Raw genomic sequence first — 17,350 nt, 5'->3', positions numbered from 1 at the left:
CATGAAGCAACTGCTCTCAATCGTACTGTCTCTGGCGCTGCCGCTTGCGGATGCGGGGGCGCAGGATACCGTGCGGTACGTGGGGTCAACGCTTTCCAATGTCGATTACCATCACGGGCAGTTGAGTCCGGCGGTGGGTGTGCACAATATTCAGGTGTTTCGCGCCAACCGCGAACATCCGGAACGGGCCGGGGGCAATACCTGGACGTACAATCACGCGCCGATGCTGACCTACTGGAACAACACCTTTTACGTACAATACCTCAGCAACCCGGTGGGCGAACACGTTCCGCCCGGCCAAACTTTGCTGCTGACCTCCAAAGACGGCTACAATTGGTCAAAACCGGCGGTCCTTTTTCCGCCCTACAAACTTCCGGACGGCTGGAAAAAAACCGGTCGTCCGGAAGTGGCCAAAGACCTGTATGCGGTTATGCACCAGCGTATGGGCTTTTTTGTCACCAAAAACCGGCGCCTACTAACCCTGGGGTTTTACGGGATTGTGATGGGGCCAAAAGATGATCCAAACGATGGCAACGGCATTGGCCGGGTGGTTCGTGAAGTCTACGCCAATGGCACCTTCGGTCCGATTTATTTTATCCGGCACAATGCCTCCTGGGACCGCACCAAATCGGCGTATCCGTTCTACACCAGCGCCAAGGACAAAGGATTTGTGGAAGCCTGTAACGAGTTGTTAGCCAATCCATTAATGATGCAACAATGGGCCGAAGAAGCCGACCGCGACGATCCGCTGGTAGCCCTCAAAAAAGAAGCAAAGGCGTTTAGTTATTACCATTTGCCGGACCAGCGGGTGGTGGGGCTGTGGAAACACGCCCTGACGACTATTAGTGCTGACAACGGAAAAACGTGGCAATACGACCCGGTGCGGGCACCCGGTTTTGTCAACAGCAATGCCAAAATCTGGGGCCAGAAAACCTCGGACGGCGCCTACGCGACGGTTTACAATCCATCGGAATTTCGCTGGCCGCTGGCGATTTCCACCAGCAAAGACGGCTTAACCTACCGGAATTTGTGGCTAATCAACGGCGAAATTACGGCCATGCGCTACGGAGGAGCGTATAAATCGTACGGTCCCCAGTACGTTCGGGGCATCGAGGAAGGCAACGGCACCCCGCCCGGTGGCAACTTATGGCTCACCTACAGCGTAAACAAGGAAGACATCTGGGTGGCTACCGTTCCGGTTCCAATTACCGACAACGTGACGACGCATTCCCATGACGTATTCGCCCAGATGGCCGCCGGAGAGGAGTTGGCCTCCTGGAACCTCTACAGTCCGCTTTTTGCAACCGCCAGAATTGAGTCGGTTTCAGGGGCGAAAGCACTCGTTTTGCGGGATAAAGACCCGTTCGACTACGCCAAAGCCGAGCGCGTGATTCCGGATTCCAAAAAGGTTACGGTCGAGTTTTCGGTGGTTCCGCAACAGCCGGGTAAAAACGGCTTACAAATTGAATTTCAGGGCGAAAAAGGCAGCCCGGGCGTTCGGCTGATGTTCGATGCGGACGGGGTTTTCAAAGCCAAAGTCGGTTACCGCGATTCAGAAATTCAGAAATACGAAGCCGGAAAACCGTACGATATTCGCGTGGAGCTGGACCGCGACAAGCGGATGTTTACGGTTTTTGTCAACGGTCAATCGAAAGGCAATCGCCTGTTTTTCGCACCCGTTGCGTCGTTTCGGCGCGTAATGTTCCGGACCGGCGGGGTGCGTCGCTTTCCGGATGCCGACACCCCCACCGACCAAAGCTACGACCTGCCCAAAGCCGGCGAACTGGAAGCCGAAGCGGTTTTTGTACTTAAATCCTTTAAAACGAGCGGACCGCAAAACCGGGCCGAATAACTTAACAGCCCGCAGGTAAAACCGGGGGCACATCCTGAACAGGAAATGAAAAAGATGGTAACTCTTACCTTGCTGGCCCTGGTGGTCGCGACGGCAAGGCCGGTATTCAGTCAGGAGCAGACCCCGCAACCAGCGGTTTCGGCTGCGGAAAACCAGGCTAAATCCGATGCTGAACTAGCCAAGAAAGCGGCTGACTGGATTGCCTCGCTGCAATTGAGCCAACCGGAAAAAGAACAACGGTTGGCGGTGGTGGTGGCAACCCACCTGAAAGCGGTTCGGGACTGGCACAATGGGCATCCGTTCACCACCGTTCCGGCCGGCATCAACCCGGTGACCGGAAAACCGCTGACGGAGCTCGACCGGCAACTCATCGCGGATTCGGCCCTGCCGCCGACGGTTCATCAGGCTTTGATGGAAGGTTTGCGGCAGGATCTGGAGCAAAATCAGATCAACGCAGTGCTGGATAAATACACCATTGGCAAAGTGGCCTTCACGATGGCGGGGTACCGGGCCATTGTGCCGAACATCACCGAAAAAGAAGAAGCCACCCTGCTCGGATTCATGGAGCAGGCCCGGGAACAGGCCGTCGATTACAAAAGCATGAAGGAGATTTCGGCCATTTTCGAAATCTATAAAACCAAATCCGAGCAATACCTGAACGCCAACGGCCGGAACTGGCGGGAAATGTACAACGCCTACACCGCGTTGCTCAAAGCCAAAAAAGCCGCCTGGCCGCAACCGCCAACCCATTAATTCTCTGTTCTAGTAGGAAGTGCAACCGGGGCTGGTCAGGATTTGTCATCCTGACCAAAACTGTCCGGAATCGGCCTTCCTGCAAAGACGCCAATACGTGATTCGACATGAAAATGAAAACAGAGTACATCCTGCTGCTGGGCCTGTTCGTAATCAACCCGGTTTTTGCCCAGTTGTCAAAATGGCAATCGGGACTGCTGACGGATGAGTTTGTCGTGGAAAAACCGCCTTTTCCGGAAAGCCACGCGGCCACAATTGCCGAAACGCCGACCGGTTTGGTGTCGGCCTGGTTTGGCGGCACCAAGGAGCGCAACCCGGATGTTTGCATCTGGGTGAGTCGGCAGGAAAACGGCCGGTGGGGGCCTCCGCAGAACGTCGCCAACGGCATCGTCAACGACTCGCTCCGGTATGCCTGCTGGAACCCGGTTTTGTACCAGATTCCGCAGGGAGATCTGCTGCTGTTCTACAAAATCGGTCCGAGTCCGGCCAAATGGAAAGGCTGGCTGAAATCCTCGCCGGACGGCGGACGGACGTGGTCGGCCGCCAAAGCGCTGCCCGACGGTTTTGTTGGTCCGGTGAAAAACAAACCGGTTTTGCTGGCCAACGGCACCCTGTTTTGTCCGTCGAGTACGGAAGGAGATGGCTGGAAACTGCATTTTGAAGCGACGCCGGATTTTGGCAAAACCTGGCGAAAAGTCGGACCGATCAGCGACGGCACCCAACTGAATGCCATCCAGCCCAGCCTTTTGTCGTACGGCAGCGGAAAACTTCAACTGCTGGCGCGCAGCAAAGACCGGGCGATCCTGGAATCGTGGTCCTTGGACAACGGCGAAACCTGGTCACCGCTGGCCAAAACCACCTTGCCCAACAACAATTCGGGCACCGACGCCGTGACGCTGAAAGACGGTCGGCAGGTGCTGGTGTACAACCACGTTTTGCCCCCGGGCACGCTGGCGAAAGGACCGCGCACCCCCTTGAATCTGGCGGTTTCGGACGATGGCAAAAGCTGGTCGGCCGCGCTGATTCTCGAAGATTCGCCCATAAGTCAATACTCGTATCCGTCGGTTATTCAGACCAACGATGGCCTGGTGCACGTAATTTACACCTGGCGCCGGCAAAAAATCAAACACGCGGTGATTGACCCGAAAAAGCTGAAAACCAAGCTGATTCAGAATGGCATCTGGCCGGCTTTGGACGGCTACGAAGCCCCGATGGCGAAGGAGATCACGAAGGAATAAGGCCACTGAACGAATGACACAGGAATTGACAATACACTTTCCGGGAAAACTGGTATTTGGCAACGGTTCGCTGGCGAATCTGGCCGGGGAAATCGGTCAGTGGTTGCCCCGGAGGGTTTTGCTGGTCACGATTCAGCCGCTGCTGAACCAACTGAAAAGTCTGGTGGAAGCGCTGAAAGACCGGCAGATCCAGGTGCTACTTGATACCAGCATCGTACAGGAACCGTCGTTTGCGGATTTCGAGAAACTGATGCAAACCGTTACGCCTTTCAACCCGGATGTGGTGCTGGGCGTCGGCGGAGGGAGCGTGCTCGATGTAGCGAAACTGGTGGCGGCCCAACTCGACAATGAGCAATCACTCATTGATATGGTCGGAATTGGCAATCTGAACGGGCGACGCAAAAAACTGGTCTGTGTGCCGGCTACGTCCGGAACGGGCAGTGAAGCATCGCCCAACGCCATTCTGGTTGATGACGCAGATCAGCAGAAAAAAGGCATTATCAGCCCGTTTCTGGTGCCGGATGTGGTGTACGTGGACCCCTTGCTGACGCTCAGCGTGCCACCGGCCATCACGGCTGCCACCGGTCTCGACGCCCTGACGCATTGTCTGGAAGCCTATACGAACAAATTTGCCCAGCCGTTCATCGACCTGTATGCGTTTGAGGGCATGCGCCTGATTGCCGCCCACATCGTCCGGGCGGTGCAGAACGGGTCTGACGAAGAAGCCCGCACGCAGGTAGCGATGGGGAGTTTGCTGGGCGGTTTTTGCCTGGGGCCGGTCAACACGGCGGGGGTGCACGCGCTCTCGTATCCATTGGGCAGCCGGTTCCACCTGGCGCACGGGCTTTCCAACGCCCTGTTATTGCCCTACGTGATGGAGTTCAACCTACCGTCCGCGATGGGGCGGTACGCCCAGGTAGCCGTAGCGTTGGGCTGCGACCGCGGGAGTGATGATAGGGAAACGGCCGCGAATGGCGTCCGGAAAGTCAGGGAACTGATCCGGGCGTGCGGGATTCCGGACCGGTTGCGCGAGGTCAGTATACCGGAGGACGCCATTCCGCAAATGGCCGATGATGCCCTGAAAATTACCCGATTACTGAAAAATAATCCGCGTGAAATAAGCCGCGAAGACGCCATTGCGATTTATGCAGCCGCTTTTTAGCCATGAAAATGAAAAAGAAATACCGGGGTGTGGTGGTTCCGCTGGTGACGCCCCTGACCGAAAAATACCGGCTGGATGAAGCGGCTGTAGAAAGAATTCTTCGGCACCTGCACACGCACGACGCCATGCCCTTTGTGCTGGGCACAACGGGCGAGGCAAGCTCCCTGCCTTTGTCGGTCAAACGGGCATTCGTGAAAGCCGCAGCCCGCCAGAAATCTGGCGATACGGTTTTGTACGCGGGCATTTCGTCCAATTGCCTGGACGATTCAGTCGAGTTTGCCAACTACTGTTTCGACCTGGGTGTCGATGCCGTAGCCGCTACGCTTCCGTCGTATTATCTGCTTTCGGAACCGCAGATGAAACGGTATTTTGAACGACTGGCCGACCAGTTACACGGCCCGCTGATCATGTATAACATTTTGGCAACCACGCGAATGTCGATTCCGGTTTCGGTGATCGACGAGTTGAGCCACCACCCGAACATTGTCGGGATCAAGGACTCGGAGCGCAATGCCGACCGACTGACCGAATCGCTGGAGTTGTGGGCCAACCGGCCCGATTTCAGTCATTTTATGGGGTGGGCGGGCCAGTCGGCCCACGCCCTGCTGGCGGGCAGCGACGGGCTGGTGCCCAGCACGGGCAACCTGTTTCCGGGAATTTACCGCGATATGCTGAACGCGGTTCTGGCGGGTGATCACGAAAAAGCGTTTTACCACCAGAACCAGTCGGATGTATTCGGTCACCTCTACCAATCGGGCCGGACGCTGGGCGAATCGTTGTGGGCGCTCAAGGTGCTGATGCAGGAATACGGTTTTTGCGGAACGACCGTGATGCCGCCCCTGCAAGCACTTTCGGAACCGGACAAAATGCGCCTGAAAGCCGAGTTAGCCGAGGCTTTGGAGAAAGAGGAAATTCAGCTTTGAACTTTTCTACAGGATACGCTTTACGGTTTTCGGTTTACTGTGGGCCGTCGCTTGGGTTCGATTCCCCTCAACCATGACATCTTGAGCGTTCAACATTCGCTATTCGTTATGCAGAATTCGTTATACGATATTTAAAAAAAGAATGCATAAGCCAAACTGGCGACGGCCCGGCGTAAACTGAAAACCGTAAACCGAAAACCGTATACCCAAAACCGTATACCGAAAACAGAAATGAACAGGAAACACAAGCCGATCGTCGGCATTACCATGGGCGACCCCGCCAGCATTGGCCCCGAGATTGCGGTGAAAGCGTTGTCCAATCCGGCCATTCACGCGATTTGCCGACCGATCCTGGTGGGCGACGCGGTTGTTTTTCAGGATATTGCCACGCGCTTGCAGCTCGATGTAGTGATCAATCCGGTCAAAACCGTGCAGAACGCCCAGTTTCAATGGGGAATGATCGATGTCTATGACCTGGCGAATGTGAATCTGGTGACCCTGCAATTCGGCGAAATTTCGGCGATGGCGGGAGAAGCCGCGTTTGCGTCGGTCAAGACCGTCATTGACCTGGCGCTGGCCGGCGAAATCGATGCGACCGTTACCGGGCCGATCAACAAAAAATCAATCAACGAAGCCGGCCACCGTTTTGCGGGCCATACCGAGATTTACGCGCATTTTACCGGCACCAAAAAATACGGTATGCTGCTCGTGGAAGATCACCTGAAAGTCATCCACGTTTCGACGCACGTATCGCTCCGGCAAGCCTGCGATCTGGTCCGGAAAGACCGGATTCTGGAAGTGATTGAGCTGTTGCACCACGGTCTGATTTCGCTGGGCGAAACCAACCTGAAAATTGGCGTGGCGGGCCTGAATCCGCACGCGGGTGATTCGGGCCTGTTCGGAACGGAGGACGATCTGGAAATTTTACCGGCGGTTTTGGAAGCCCGCCAGCGCGGTTTTGACGTGGATGGGCCGGTTCCGGCGGATACCCTGTTTGCGAAAGCGGCAACGGGCTATTACGGCGGAGTGGTGGCAATGTACCACGATCAGGGGCACATTCCGTTCAAGCTGACGGGGTTCAAATGGAACGCGGAGAAAAAGCAGATGGACAGCGTGAAAGGCGTTAACATCACGCTGGGGTTGCCGATTATTCGGACCTCGGTCGATCACGGAACCGCCTTTGAAATTGCCGGAAAAGGCGTTGCCAGCCCCGACGCCCTGATTCTGGCGATTGAGTCGGCGGTACAGCTGGCGAACGTGCGAATTCGTGAAAGAGTGCGTCGGAGCGCCGAAGCGGAGCGAATGTTGACCTGATTTTTCCTATAGCACCCCGATTTCATACCTTCATTCTTTCACCCACTCGCTCATTAAACCATGCTCGCCGTGATTGCCGATGATTTTACGGGAGCCGCCGAATTGGCCGGAATTGGCCGGACGCACGGATTAACGGTGGAAATTGCGATGACATTGAATCTGAAGACGCAGGCTGAATTGCTGGTGGTGGCGACGGATACGCGCTCGGTTTCCGAACCGGAAGCGGTTCGGGCTATTACGGCCGTTTGCCGGGCTTTGCATAGGTTAAAACCGCAGTTGATTTACAAGAAGATTGATTCGGTGCTGCGGGGGCACGTTATCGCGGAGACGCGGGCCATGCAACAGGTTCTGGACCTGTCTAAAGCCCTGCTGGTTTCGGCCAATCCGGCCCTGGGTCGAACGTTGGTCAACGGGCAGTATTACGTCGAGGGCGAGCTGATTCACCAGACCCATTTCGCGGATGATCCGGAATTTCCGGTCACGGAATCCGATGTTTCAAAACGGTTGAGCAGGAGCCGGGAGCCGGTTTTTGTTCAGTCATCCCAAAAACCGCTGCCGCAGCGGGGAATCGTTGTTGGTGAAGTCGAAAAACCGGCCGATTTTAAAGCCTGGATTTATCACCTTGATCCTGAGACTCTTGTGGGTGGCGGTTCCGGTTTTTTCTCGGCTGTACTGGATTCGCTGGCGCTGCCGAAAACCCAAACCGCGGTTCCGTTCAGTCTGGGGCAAACCCGGCTGTATGTCTGCGGCAGTGCGTTTAACGAGAGCGTCGAACTGGTGCGGAAAGCAGTAGAAGCGGGGCATTCCGTGCATTATATGCCCAAATCACTCGGGCAAAATTCTGCGAAAGCAGCGCTTGAAACGTGGGCCGCCGAAACAGCGGAAAGCCTTCGGCAAAACCGGGTGGCCATCCTGGCGATTGACCCCCGAACGGTTGAAAAGCCGGATGCGGTTCAGTTGCGGACGATGATGGCAAAAACCGTCCAACAGATCATAAACCGGGTTTTGGTTAACGAACTGGTGATCGAAGGCGGTTCCACGGCTTCGGCCATTTTGCGCGAAATCGGCGTGATGCGGCTCGTTCCGACGCAGGAACTGGCACCAGGCGTGGTTCGGTGTGCGACCCTGGAAAACGATTCGCTGCACATCACGGTAAAACCGGGTAGCTATCGCTGGAGCCCGGAATTGTGGACATTTTGATGAATTCCTGAACCGAATGGCAACCCCAACCTTACACGGTATCGATTACGGAATAATCGTGGCCGTCCTGTTAATCAACCTGTATTTCGGGTTACGATTCGCCCGAAATCAGCGGACCACCGAAAGCTATTTTGCCGCCAAAGGGCGAGTGCCGGCCTGGGCCATCGGTCTGTCGTTGCTGGCGACGCTCATCAGCAGCGTGACTTTTCTGGGCTACCCGAGCGAGGGCTATTCGTCGAACTGGCTGCTGCTGGTGCAGGGGCTGATGGTGCCGATTGTGCTGCTGGGAACCGTCTGGTTTATCGTCCCGCTGTACCGCAAGGTGATCGGGCTGAGCACCTACGAATATTTTGAAAAGCGTTTTGGTTCGCTGGCCCGCTACTACAGCTCCGTGGCGTTTGTGCTCCGGCAATTTTCGTCGATGGGGACGGTTTTCTTCCTGCTGGCGGTGGCCCTGACCAACATGACCGGCGTCGATACGTTTTACCTCATTCTGGTGGTCGGGCTGATCATCATTCTGGTCAATCTGCTGGGGGGCATCGAAGCGGTGATCTGGCTGGATGTTTTTCAGGGATTCATGCTGTTTGCCAGCGGCATCCTGTGCGTGACCGTCATTCTGTTTTCCGTAAAAGGCGGTTTTTCGGAAGTAATCGAGGTGGCCACGGCCAGCGGTCGCACCGGGTTTGGTCCCTACGATCTGGACTTTACGAAGCTGACGTTTGTGGTGATGGTCATCAACGGCATGTTTTACGCCATTCAGAAATACGGCACCGACCAGACCGTCGTGCAGCGGTACCTGACCGCCAAAACCGATAAGGACGCCATTAAAGCCTCAATTCTGGGTATTTCGCTGACAGTGCCGGTCTGGGCCTTGTTCATGTTTATCGGCACGGCCCTGTTTGTGTATTACCGCCAGCAACCCCTGCCCGGCAGTCTGCGCCCGGATGCAGTTTTTCCGTATTTCATCATGACCCAGTTTCCGACAGGCGTGGTGGGGTTCATTCTGGCGGCCATGATCTCTGCCGCCATTTGCAGCCTGAGCGCCGACCTGAATTCGCTAGCGGCCGTGGGGCTGGAAGATTTTTACAAAAAAGCCCGCCCGGCCCGTGCCGACCGCGAATACCTGACCGTCAGTAAAACGATGGTGGTGATTTCGGGACTTATTGCCATGCTGATTGGTGCCCTGTACCTGAAAGCGGGCAATGAAGGGGTTTTAGGGATTGTGTTCACCTTGTACGCCATTTTTTCGGGCGGGATTGTGGGCATATTTCTGCTGGGGATTTTCAGCGCGCGGGCCAACCGGCAGGGCGTCAACATCGCCATTGTGGTCTGCATTCTCTTTACGTCCTACGCCTTTCTGACCTCCACCCAGATCGGGTATGGCAACGATAAAAAACTGCTGCTCGACCTGGGAACGTACAACTTTACGCACCACAAACTGATGCTGGGCGTTTACAGCCACCTGGTCATCATCGGGGTGGGCTACCTGGCCAGCCTGTTTTTTCCGAAACCGACGCTGGACCCCAACCTGCTGTACAGCGGTTGGCGAAACGCGAAAACCGGCACCTCGAAGATGATTGAAACCGGGGAGACAAGCCGGTTTTCCCCATCGGAAGTAGCAGGCAACTAAAAGAAGATACCCAATCCGGTTTTTGAATGATGAATCCAAAAATGAAACGAGCAATTGGTTTTCTGGCGGGGACTTTCCTGATTGGGACCGTCGCTGCCCAGCCGAAAGCGCTGGTGAACACGGCGCAGAGCCGGTTTGTGCGCTTGCAGGGCGTGAACATGAACGAGGTGACGTGGACCAGCGGTTTCTGGGCCGACCGGTTCAGGGTGTGCCGCGAGTCCATGGTACCGACCTTGTGGGACACCTACACCGATGCGAAGCGGAGCCATGCGTATGAAAATTTCCGGATTGCCGCCGGTCTGGCGACGGGTAACTTTCGGGGGCCGTCGTTTCACGATGGCGATTTTTACAAAACGCTGGAGTCGATGGCGGGTTTGTATGCCACCACCAAAGATCCTAAGCTCGATGCGCTGCTGGATGAAGCTATTGCCGTGATTGGCAAAGCGCAAACGCCGGAGGGATACATTTACACCAAAGCCATCATCCAGCAAAAGAAAACGGGTGAGCAGAAAATGTTCGACGACCGGCTGAGCTTTGAAGCCTACAATTTCGGACACCTGATGACGGCGGCCTGCGTGCATTACCGGGCCACCGGAAAAACCGCCCTGCTCGACATCGCCAAAAAAGCCACCAATTTCCTGATCGGTTTTTACAACAACGCCAGCCCCGAACAGGCCCGCAACGCCATCTGTCCGTCGCATTACATGGGCATCATTGAAATGTACCGCACCACGCGCGAACCGGCTTATCTGACGCTGGCCCGGAAACTGATCGACATTCGCGGGATGACCGAGGGCACGGACGACAATTCCGACCGGTTGCCGTTTCGCCAGATGACCAGCGTGAACGGTCACGCGGTGCGGGCCAACTACCTTTTTGCGGGCGTTGCGGACGTCTTTGCCGAAACCGGCGACAGCACCCTGCTCGCTACGCTGGATTTGATGTGGGAGGATGTAATCAACCGCAAAATGTACGTCACCGGCGGCTGCGGGGCCCTGTACGATGGGGTTTCACCCGAGGGCACCTCCTACAAACCCGACACGGTGCAGAAAGTACATCAGTCCTACGGGAAAGCCTATCAACTGCCTAATCACTCGGCGCACAACGAAACCTGCGCCAACATCGGCAACCTGCTTTGGAATTACCGGATGCTGCAAATTACGGGGCAGGCCAAGTACGCCGACGTGATGGAACTGACGTTGTACAACAGCATTTTGTCGGGCATCAGCCTGACGGGCGATACGTTTTTCTACACCAATCCGCTGAGCGCGTCCGATAATTATCCGTACCAGCTGCGCTGGATGGGCGGTCGTCAGGCCTACATTGGAAAGTCGAACTGCTGCCCGCCCAACACGGTGCGGACGGTGGCCGAGGTGAGCAATTATGCCTACAGCGTGTCCGACAAAGGCCTTTGGCTGAACCTGTACGGCGCTAACCAACTGAACACTACGCTCAAAGACGGCTCGGTTCTCCGCTTGACGCAGGAAACCGCGTATCCCTGGGAGGGAGCCGTTCAACTAACCATGCAGCAGGTTTCGGCCAATCCGTTTTCGGTATTTGTCCGGATTCCCGGCTGGTGTCAGGGCGCAACGATCCGGGTGAACGGTGCGCCGGTTTCGGCGGCCATCCAAGCGGGCGAATACGCCGAACTGAACCGGCAATGGAAACCGGGTGATCGGGTGGAGGTAAACCTGCCGATGCCCGTCAAGCTGATCGAAGCCAACCCGCTGGTCGAAGAAACCCGGAATCAGGTAGCCGTCAAACGCGGGCCGGTGGTGTACTGCCTGGAATCGGTCGATAATCCGGGCCAGAAGCTGACCACGCTGGCGCTATCGCCCAAAAATACCCTCAAACCCAAACAGGTGACCATTGAAAACAGTAAAATGATGGCGCTGGAAGGCACGGCCCAACACCTTGATACCACCAACTGGGCTCACCAGCTTTACCGCGAAGTGTCGGACAAGGCGCCGGTTTCGACCACGATCCGCCTGATTCCGTACTACGCCTGGAGCAACCGGGGCCGTTCCGAAATGGCCGTATGGATTCCACTGGTGCGGTAGAGGTTTGGGCTAGCTTGGCGAGCCCTGGACTGCCGAGCCCCGGACTGCCGAGCCCCGGATTGCATCCGGGGTTATCCAAAGTACGCCTTGTCGAGCTCTTGTTTTGGCCACAACCGTTGCGGTGATTGGATGGGGGATTACTTCAGCATATTGACAACATCGCTCCGTCGGGATTCGGGCGTCACCAGCAGCTTTTCCAGCTTCCCGTTTTTCAGAACCGCTTCGATGGTGGTTTTGTAAGGCGCGTGCAATTTGACTTGGACATCCCAGCGTTTGGGCCAGGCCGGAAACAGGTAGATTTTGCGGCCATCGGCTTGCAATAGCATCTCCTGGAGGCCAATCATTCCCGAACCGCCCCAGTTGTGATCGGGCGTCCAGTCGAAACCGGGTCCCCAGAACGCCGGAAACCGCCGGCCCGAATCCCCCAGTTTCAGGAGGTTCAGCCGGGCGGCTTCGTCGGTGAGGCCCAGCCGGGCCGCAAAAATATTGTCCTGCTTCCAGCCGACGTGGCTGCGAAATTTCAGCGCATCTTTGTCAAACCAGTAGGTGTTGCGGGCCGTGTCCAGACCCGGTTTTCCGATGCCGAAGATGCCCCACGGAAAAACCGGGTAGAGTTGGGGGGATTCCACATTGTTAATGCGTTCCCAGAGTTTGGCGGGGGCAATCGTCGGGTGGCCGTCAAATTCCCGGAACGAAATCGGCGGAATCCGGCTCAGCATCTGTTGCCAGTGGGTCCGTTTTTCGGCGGTCAGGTACGGATCGGGCAACTCCAGCAAGCGCCTTAAAACCGTCTGGAGCCCGGCAACGGTCGAAGTGGCATTGTAGGCCATTTTGTAGGTTTCGGCGGCCGATCCCGGGTACAGAACCAGCTTGTTGTTACCATCGAACGTTTTACTGCCGCGCTGTTTGGCCAGATACTGATAATGTTCGTTGAAAAACGTCAGGCAACTTTCAATGAACGGAATATCCGCCGAAATATCCTGCCCGCCATACCGCTCAGTTTCGAGCATCATCAGGCAAAACTCCAGCACCGTGTCCCATTCGTATTCCAGCCAGGCGTTGTGCTCCATGCCCATGTCGTAGGTGGCCGGTCGTTTCCAGTTGTATTCGGCGGAGTTGGGGAGCCCGAAATTTTCAATCTGCTCCGTAAAACTGGCCCCCGCGTGTTTCCAGTATACCGCGGTTCGGAGTTCCGCGTTTTTCAGAATGTTCCGGTAAAAATCGAACTGCGGTTTCATTAATTGCCAGTCGCCGGTTTTCAGCATCGGCCAGTACACGAGCCGCTGATTTTGGGCCGTGTGAATGCCGCCCCCCCAGTTGCGGAAGTCGGGCGTAAACCGCATCGTGGAGTCGGTATAAGAAGGGTCGTAGGTGAACAATCCGCCGTTGAATTTCGTGGGGAATTTCCCGAATGCGTTGCAACCCAGCATGTACCGGAAGAGGTGGTAATTCCGCGCCATCTGCCAATGGGGGCTGGTTTCGGGACCCGAAACCAGGATGAAACTCCGCTGCCAGAACGCTTTCCACCAGTCCTCCGACTGCTGACGGGCGGTTTTGGCGGCCAGCTCCGCTGCGGTTCGGGCCGCCGATAAACCGCTCCGCCACTGGTCAAGGGTGGGAGCCGGTTGGGTGTGAAGCAGGACGGTGATGGCGTGGCTCCGGCTGGGCCGAACGCTAATCAACCGCCAGCCCTGAAAGTCCGTATCCCGGTATTTTCCCAGGTATGTTCCGGCCGGTTTTGTGTCACGGGCCGACAGGAGTCCGCCAAAGGTGAGGTCCGCCAGCGGATTAAACAGTTGACTTTTAACGCTGTCCAGACCCTGTTGTTGCACAGTAACATCGAAGGCCGACCGTTCCGGGCCGTTTCGGTGGTAAAAAAGGAGGTCGTTATTGCGAAATTCGATGCCATCCTTCAGCGTTTTGACTTCGGCCGGGGGCGCCCATTTGTAGGAGTTGGCGTTATTCTCGCGGCCTTTCGTAACGCGGTCGGTGTGCCGCCAGCTTTCAAAAGCCACTTCGGTTTTGATGGGTTTGTTGCAGCTCACATCGACGTGTACGACGGGGCGAAACACATCCACCCAAACCGTCAGCTGCGCCGAAAGGCCGGAACGACTGCCGTTGATCACAACCTGCCCTTTGTTCAGGACCAGCTCCTGTTTGAACGTTGCACCCTCGTCGAACGGATTCGGGGAAAGTTTCAGGCGCAGCCGGCCCAGCTTCAAAACCGTATTGTTGTGATCGAAGGTGCCGCTGCGACCGATGTAAACCAGTAAATCGCCCTTTTCAACCCAGACATTCAGCCCAATGTCGCCACCACCGCACGGTATGGCCTCTGACGAATTTTTGCTTGGACTGGTCCAAACCAGATTGTACGCATCGACGGGCGAGGGTTGGGCCAAAACCGGAAACAAGGGTTTGGCTATCAGTTGGATAACGATTAGTGTTCCAGCCAAAAACCGGTTTTTTATGGAGGATAGTATGGTAGAAAGCAAGGCTAATATGGTATAATTATGAGAGAAAATAGTAGAGATCTGGGGCAAATTTAGGGAGTATATTTGTGAACGTACCGGTTTTTAACAGCGTATGATTGAGCAAAGGATGCAGCTTTTTGGAATGGATTCAGGGAGACGACGACACACCGTTTTACTGGGCGTGCTGGTGGTGGTTGGCCTGCTCAAAACCGGGTTCAGCGCTGCGCAGTCGGCAGCCGTCTTATCCACGGAGAAACTGGAAAAATACGTCACTGCTTTCAATGCAACCGATGAAGAAGCCGTTAAAAATCAGGTTCCGAATGCGCAGGCATTCGAGTGGCTTTCCGAAAATATTCCGCTTTTCGACTGCCCCGATTCGACGCTGCAAACCGTGTATTATTACCGCTGGTGGGCGTTCCGGAAACACCTGAAACAAACACCGGAGGGCTATATTTTCACGGAATTTATCACGGACGTCAAACACGCCGGGAAGTATAACGCCATCAGCAGTGCGCTGGGGCATCACATTTACGAAGGACGCTGGCTGCACAATCCGAAATACATCGACGACTACCTTTCGTTCTGGCTCTACGTCGATCCGCAGCACAAAGCGCCCCGGTTTCATGCGTTCAGCAGCTGGGTCGATGATGCGGTTTACAATCGTTACCTGGTTAATCTGGACCACGGATTTATTCAGAAAAATCTGATCGCGCTGGATGCGGATTTCCGCCAATGGCAGCAGGAGCGGCAGTTGCCCGGCGGATTGTTTTGGCAGTTCGACGTTCGGGATGCGATGGAAGAGTCCATCAGCGGTTCGCGGAAAGAGAAAAACCGGCGGCCGACCATCAACAGTTACATGTACGGCAATGCAAAAGCGCTGGCGGCAATGGCCGGTTTGGTTAAGAACGATACGCTCCAAAATCGCTATGAACGACTGGCGACGAAGCTGAAAAAGCTATCGTTGGATAGCTTGTGGAACCCGGAATCGTCGTTTTTTGAAGTCAGATCGGAAAAAGGCGGTTTTGCCCGCGCCCGCGAAGCCATCGGATTTATTCCCTGGTATTTCAATTTGCCCGACGACCAACCGGTGTATGCCGTGGCATGGAATCAGCTCACTGATACGAGCGGTTTTTCCGCGCCCTGGGGGCTCACCACCGCCGAGCGACGCCACCCGCTATTTCGGACGCACGGTTCGGGCCACAGTTGTGAGTGGGATGGACCCCTCTGGCCCTTCGCTACCACGCAGACCCTCAAAGGCTTGTCGAATCTGCTGACCAGGTATCGGCATCACGGAACGATGACAAAGGCGGTTTTTTACGACGAATTGCTCAACTACGCCCGTTCGCACACCATGAACGGACAGCTCTATCTGGGTGAGTATCAGGATGAAAAAACCGGAGAATGGCTGAAAGGCGACAATCCGCGCAGCAAATTTTACAACCATTCCGGTTTTGCGGATCTAATCATCAACGACCTGATCGGCCTGAAGCCGCGGGCCGATAACGTTCTGGAAATCCGCCCCGTTCTGCCGGAAAACCAGTGGGATTGGTATTGCCTGGACAACGTGCTTTACCACGGAAAAAGCCTGACCATATTGTACGACAAAACCGGGAAGCAGTATGGCAAAGGCAAAGGGTTTCGGGTGTTTGCCAACGGAAACGAGATTTTTCGGGCTGACAAACCGGGACCGGTGATGATCAGGCGGTTTTAGGAATTTGTGGGAAAACGCGGCTGAAACGGATACTTTTGTGCCTGAATCTTTTGTCCGTTCGAACCGGGTTCTCCTCAGGCTTTGGCCACCAGCAGCTTCGATTGGTTGAAATACTGCCGTTTGTATTCCAGTGGCGTCAAACCGGTTACTTTTTTGAAATGCCGGTAAAAATTGGAAATGTTATTGAAACCGCAGTCGAAACAGATCACCTCGTTGGGGGCCTTATCCTCGATCAATGCCCGGCAGGCGTGACTGATTCGAATTTCAATCAGGAAATCGTAATACGTTTTGTTCGTCATTAATTTAAAATACCGGCAAAACGAGGTAACACTCAAATTGCTGATGGCTGATATTTCTTCCAGGGTAATTTCTTTTTTATAATTCGTTAGGGTGTAATTACAAACCGTATTGAGTCGTAAAGTGTCCGATTCGTTGGATTGATAAAAAACCGCCCGCCCGTTTACGATCAACTCATATTCGTCGGTTTCAGCCAGAATTTTTAAAAGCGAAAGAAGAATTATAATCTTATCTAGGTTGGAAGCGTCCAGCGATTTATGCATCAGTTCGGCGAGTTTTTCATTGGCCTTTCCGTGAATTACCATTCCGCTTTTGGCTTTTTCAAAAAGCTTCGGAATTAAATACGCTTCCGGAAGTTTTAAAAGATCATCGCCCAGGCAATCTGGCAGAAATTGAATAACAATAACTTCCGTCATTAAATCCGGATCGTTGTGGAAATATTCTTTGCCGCTGCGCCAGGTGTGCGGCAGATTTTCGCCCACCAGGACGATTTCGCCGTGCGAAAAATTGCTGATTTTATCGCCGATAAACCGCACGCCCTCGCCCTTTAAAATATAATGTAGTTCCAGCTCCGGGTGGTAATGCCAGATGTTTTTAAAGTGCGGTAAGGTATCGTGCCGAACGGTGAACGAGCTCTCCGGTCTGGCCGTCACTTTGCGAAATAAGGGCTTCATGGTACGGGTCTTCAAATACCGAGGTAACGCAGGCGAAAAGAACCTGGGGAACGACCACCACGCGT

General features: G+C 55.1%; 12 protein-coding genes. 10 read left to right on the top strand and 2 right to left on the bottom strand.

All coding sequences use genetic code 11. The features are described 5' to 3' along the window. The first annotated feature begins 1 nt into the window (after position 1). From ACYVHX_RS11550 to ACYVHX_RS11510, 9 genes are all read left to right on the top strand, one after another. Positions 2-1,852 carry an exo-alpha-sialidase gene (locus tag ACYVHX_RS11550; protein ID WP_460671793.1) on the top strand — a complete coding sequence of 617 codons (1,851 nt, stop codon included), beginning with the start codon at positions 2-4 and terminating at the stop codon, positions 1,850-1,852. Between the two features lie 54 nt (positions 1,853-1,906). Continuing rightward, entirely contained in the window at positions 1,907-2,605 is a 699-nt protein-coding gene (locus ACYVHX_RS11545) for a DUF3826 domain-containing protein (RefSeq protein ID WP_460671792.1), read from the top strand. Positions 2,606-2,712: 107 nt separating this feature from the next. Then, positions 2,713-3,843, top strand: coding sequence for a sialidase family protein (locus ACYVHX_RS11540; RefSeq protein WP_460671791.1), 1,131 nt, complete (start codon positions 2,713-2,715; stop codon positions 3,841-3,843). A gap of 13 nt (positions 3,844-3,856) precedes the next feature. Next, complete coding sequence (locus ACYVHX_RS11535) at positions 3,857-5,005, top strand: iron-containing alcohol dehydrogenase (RefSeq protein WP_460671790.1); 1,149 nt, start codon at positions 3,857-3,859, stop codon at positions 5,003-5,005. Positions 5,006-5,013: 8 nt separating this feature from the next. Then, on the top strand, positions 5,014-5,928 hold the full coding sequence (locus tag ACYVHX_RS11530) for a dihydrodipicolinate synthase family protein (RefSeq protein ID WP_460671789.1): 915 nt from the start codon (positions 5,014-5,016) through the stop codon (positions 5,926-5,928). Positions 5,929-6,159: 231 nt separating this feature from the next. Next, complete coding sequence (pdxA, locus tag ACYVHX_RS11525) at positions 6,160-7,242, top strand: 4-hydroxythreonine-4-phosphate dehydrogenase PdxA (RefSeq protein ID WP_460671788.1); 1,083 nt, start codon at positions 6,160-6,162, stop codon at positions 7,240-7,242. Between the two features lie 60 nt (positions 7,243-7,302). Continuing rightward, positions 7,303-8,442, top strand: coding sequence for a four-carbon acid sugar kinase family protein (locus tag ACYVHX_RS11520; RefSeq protein ID WP_460671787.1), 1,140 nt, complete (start codon positions 7,303-7,305; stop codon positions 8,440-8,442). Between the two features lie 16 nt (positions 8,443-8,458). Then, complete coding sequence (locus ACYVHX_RS11515; RefSeq protein ID WP_460671786.1) at positions 8,459-10,072, top strand: sodium:solute symporter family protein; 1,614 nt, start codon at positions 8,459-8,461, stop codon at positions 10,070-10,072. A 41-nt stretch (positions 10,073-10,113) separates the two neighbouring features. Continuing rightward, complete coding sequence (locus ACYVHX_RS11510; protein WP_460671785.1) at positions 10,114-12,132, top strand: aceric acid hydrolase; 2,019 nt, start codon at positions 10,114-10,116, stop codon at positions 12,130-12,132. Positions 12,133-12,269: 137 nt separating this feature from the next. Here ACYVHX_RS11510 and ACYVHX_RS11505 read toward each other — a convergent pair whose 3' ends face one another. Then, positions 12,270-14,585, bottom strand: a complete 2,316-nt coding sequence (locus ACYVHX_RS11505) for a DUF5703 domain-containing protein (protein WP_460671784.1) — start codon at positions 14,583-14,585, stop codon at positions 12,270-12,272. Positions 14,586-14,715: 130 nt separating this feature from the next. Between ACYVHX_RS11505 and ACYVHX_RS11500 the strand changes: the two genes are divergently transcribed. Continuing rightward, positions 14,716-16,314, top strand: a complete 1,599-nt coding sequence (locus tag ACYVHX_RS11500) for an MGH1-like glycoside hydrolase domain-containing protein (protein ID WP_460671783.1) — start codon at positions 14,716-14,718, stop codon at positions 16,312-16,314. 74 nt (positions 16,315-16,388) lie between these two features. Here the strand turns inward: ACYVHX_RS11500 and ACYVHX_RS11495 are convergent, their stop codons facing one another. Beyond that, positions 16,389-17,285, bottom strand: a complete 897-nt coding sequence (locus tag ACYVHX_RS11495) for an AraC family transcriptional regulator (protein ID WP_460671782.1) — start codon at positions 17,283-17,285, stop codon at positions 16,389-16,391. Between the last annotated feature and the right edge of the window lie 65 nt (positions 17,286-17,350).

This window comes from Larkinella ripae (genome assembly GCF_054780775.1).
The sequence above is the reverse complement of the archived record's forward strand: the minus strand, read 5'-3'. Positions and strand labels throughout refer to the sequence as shown.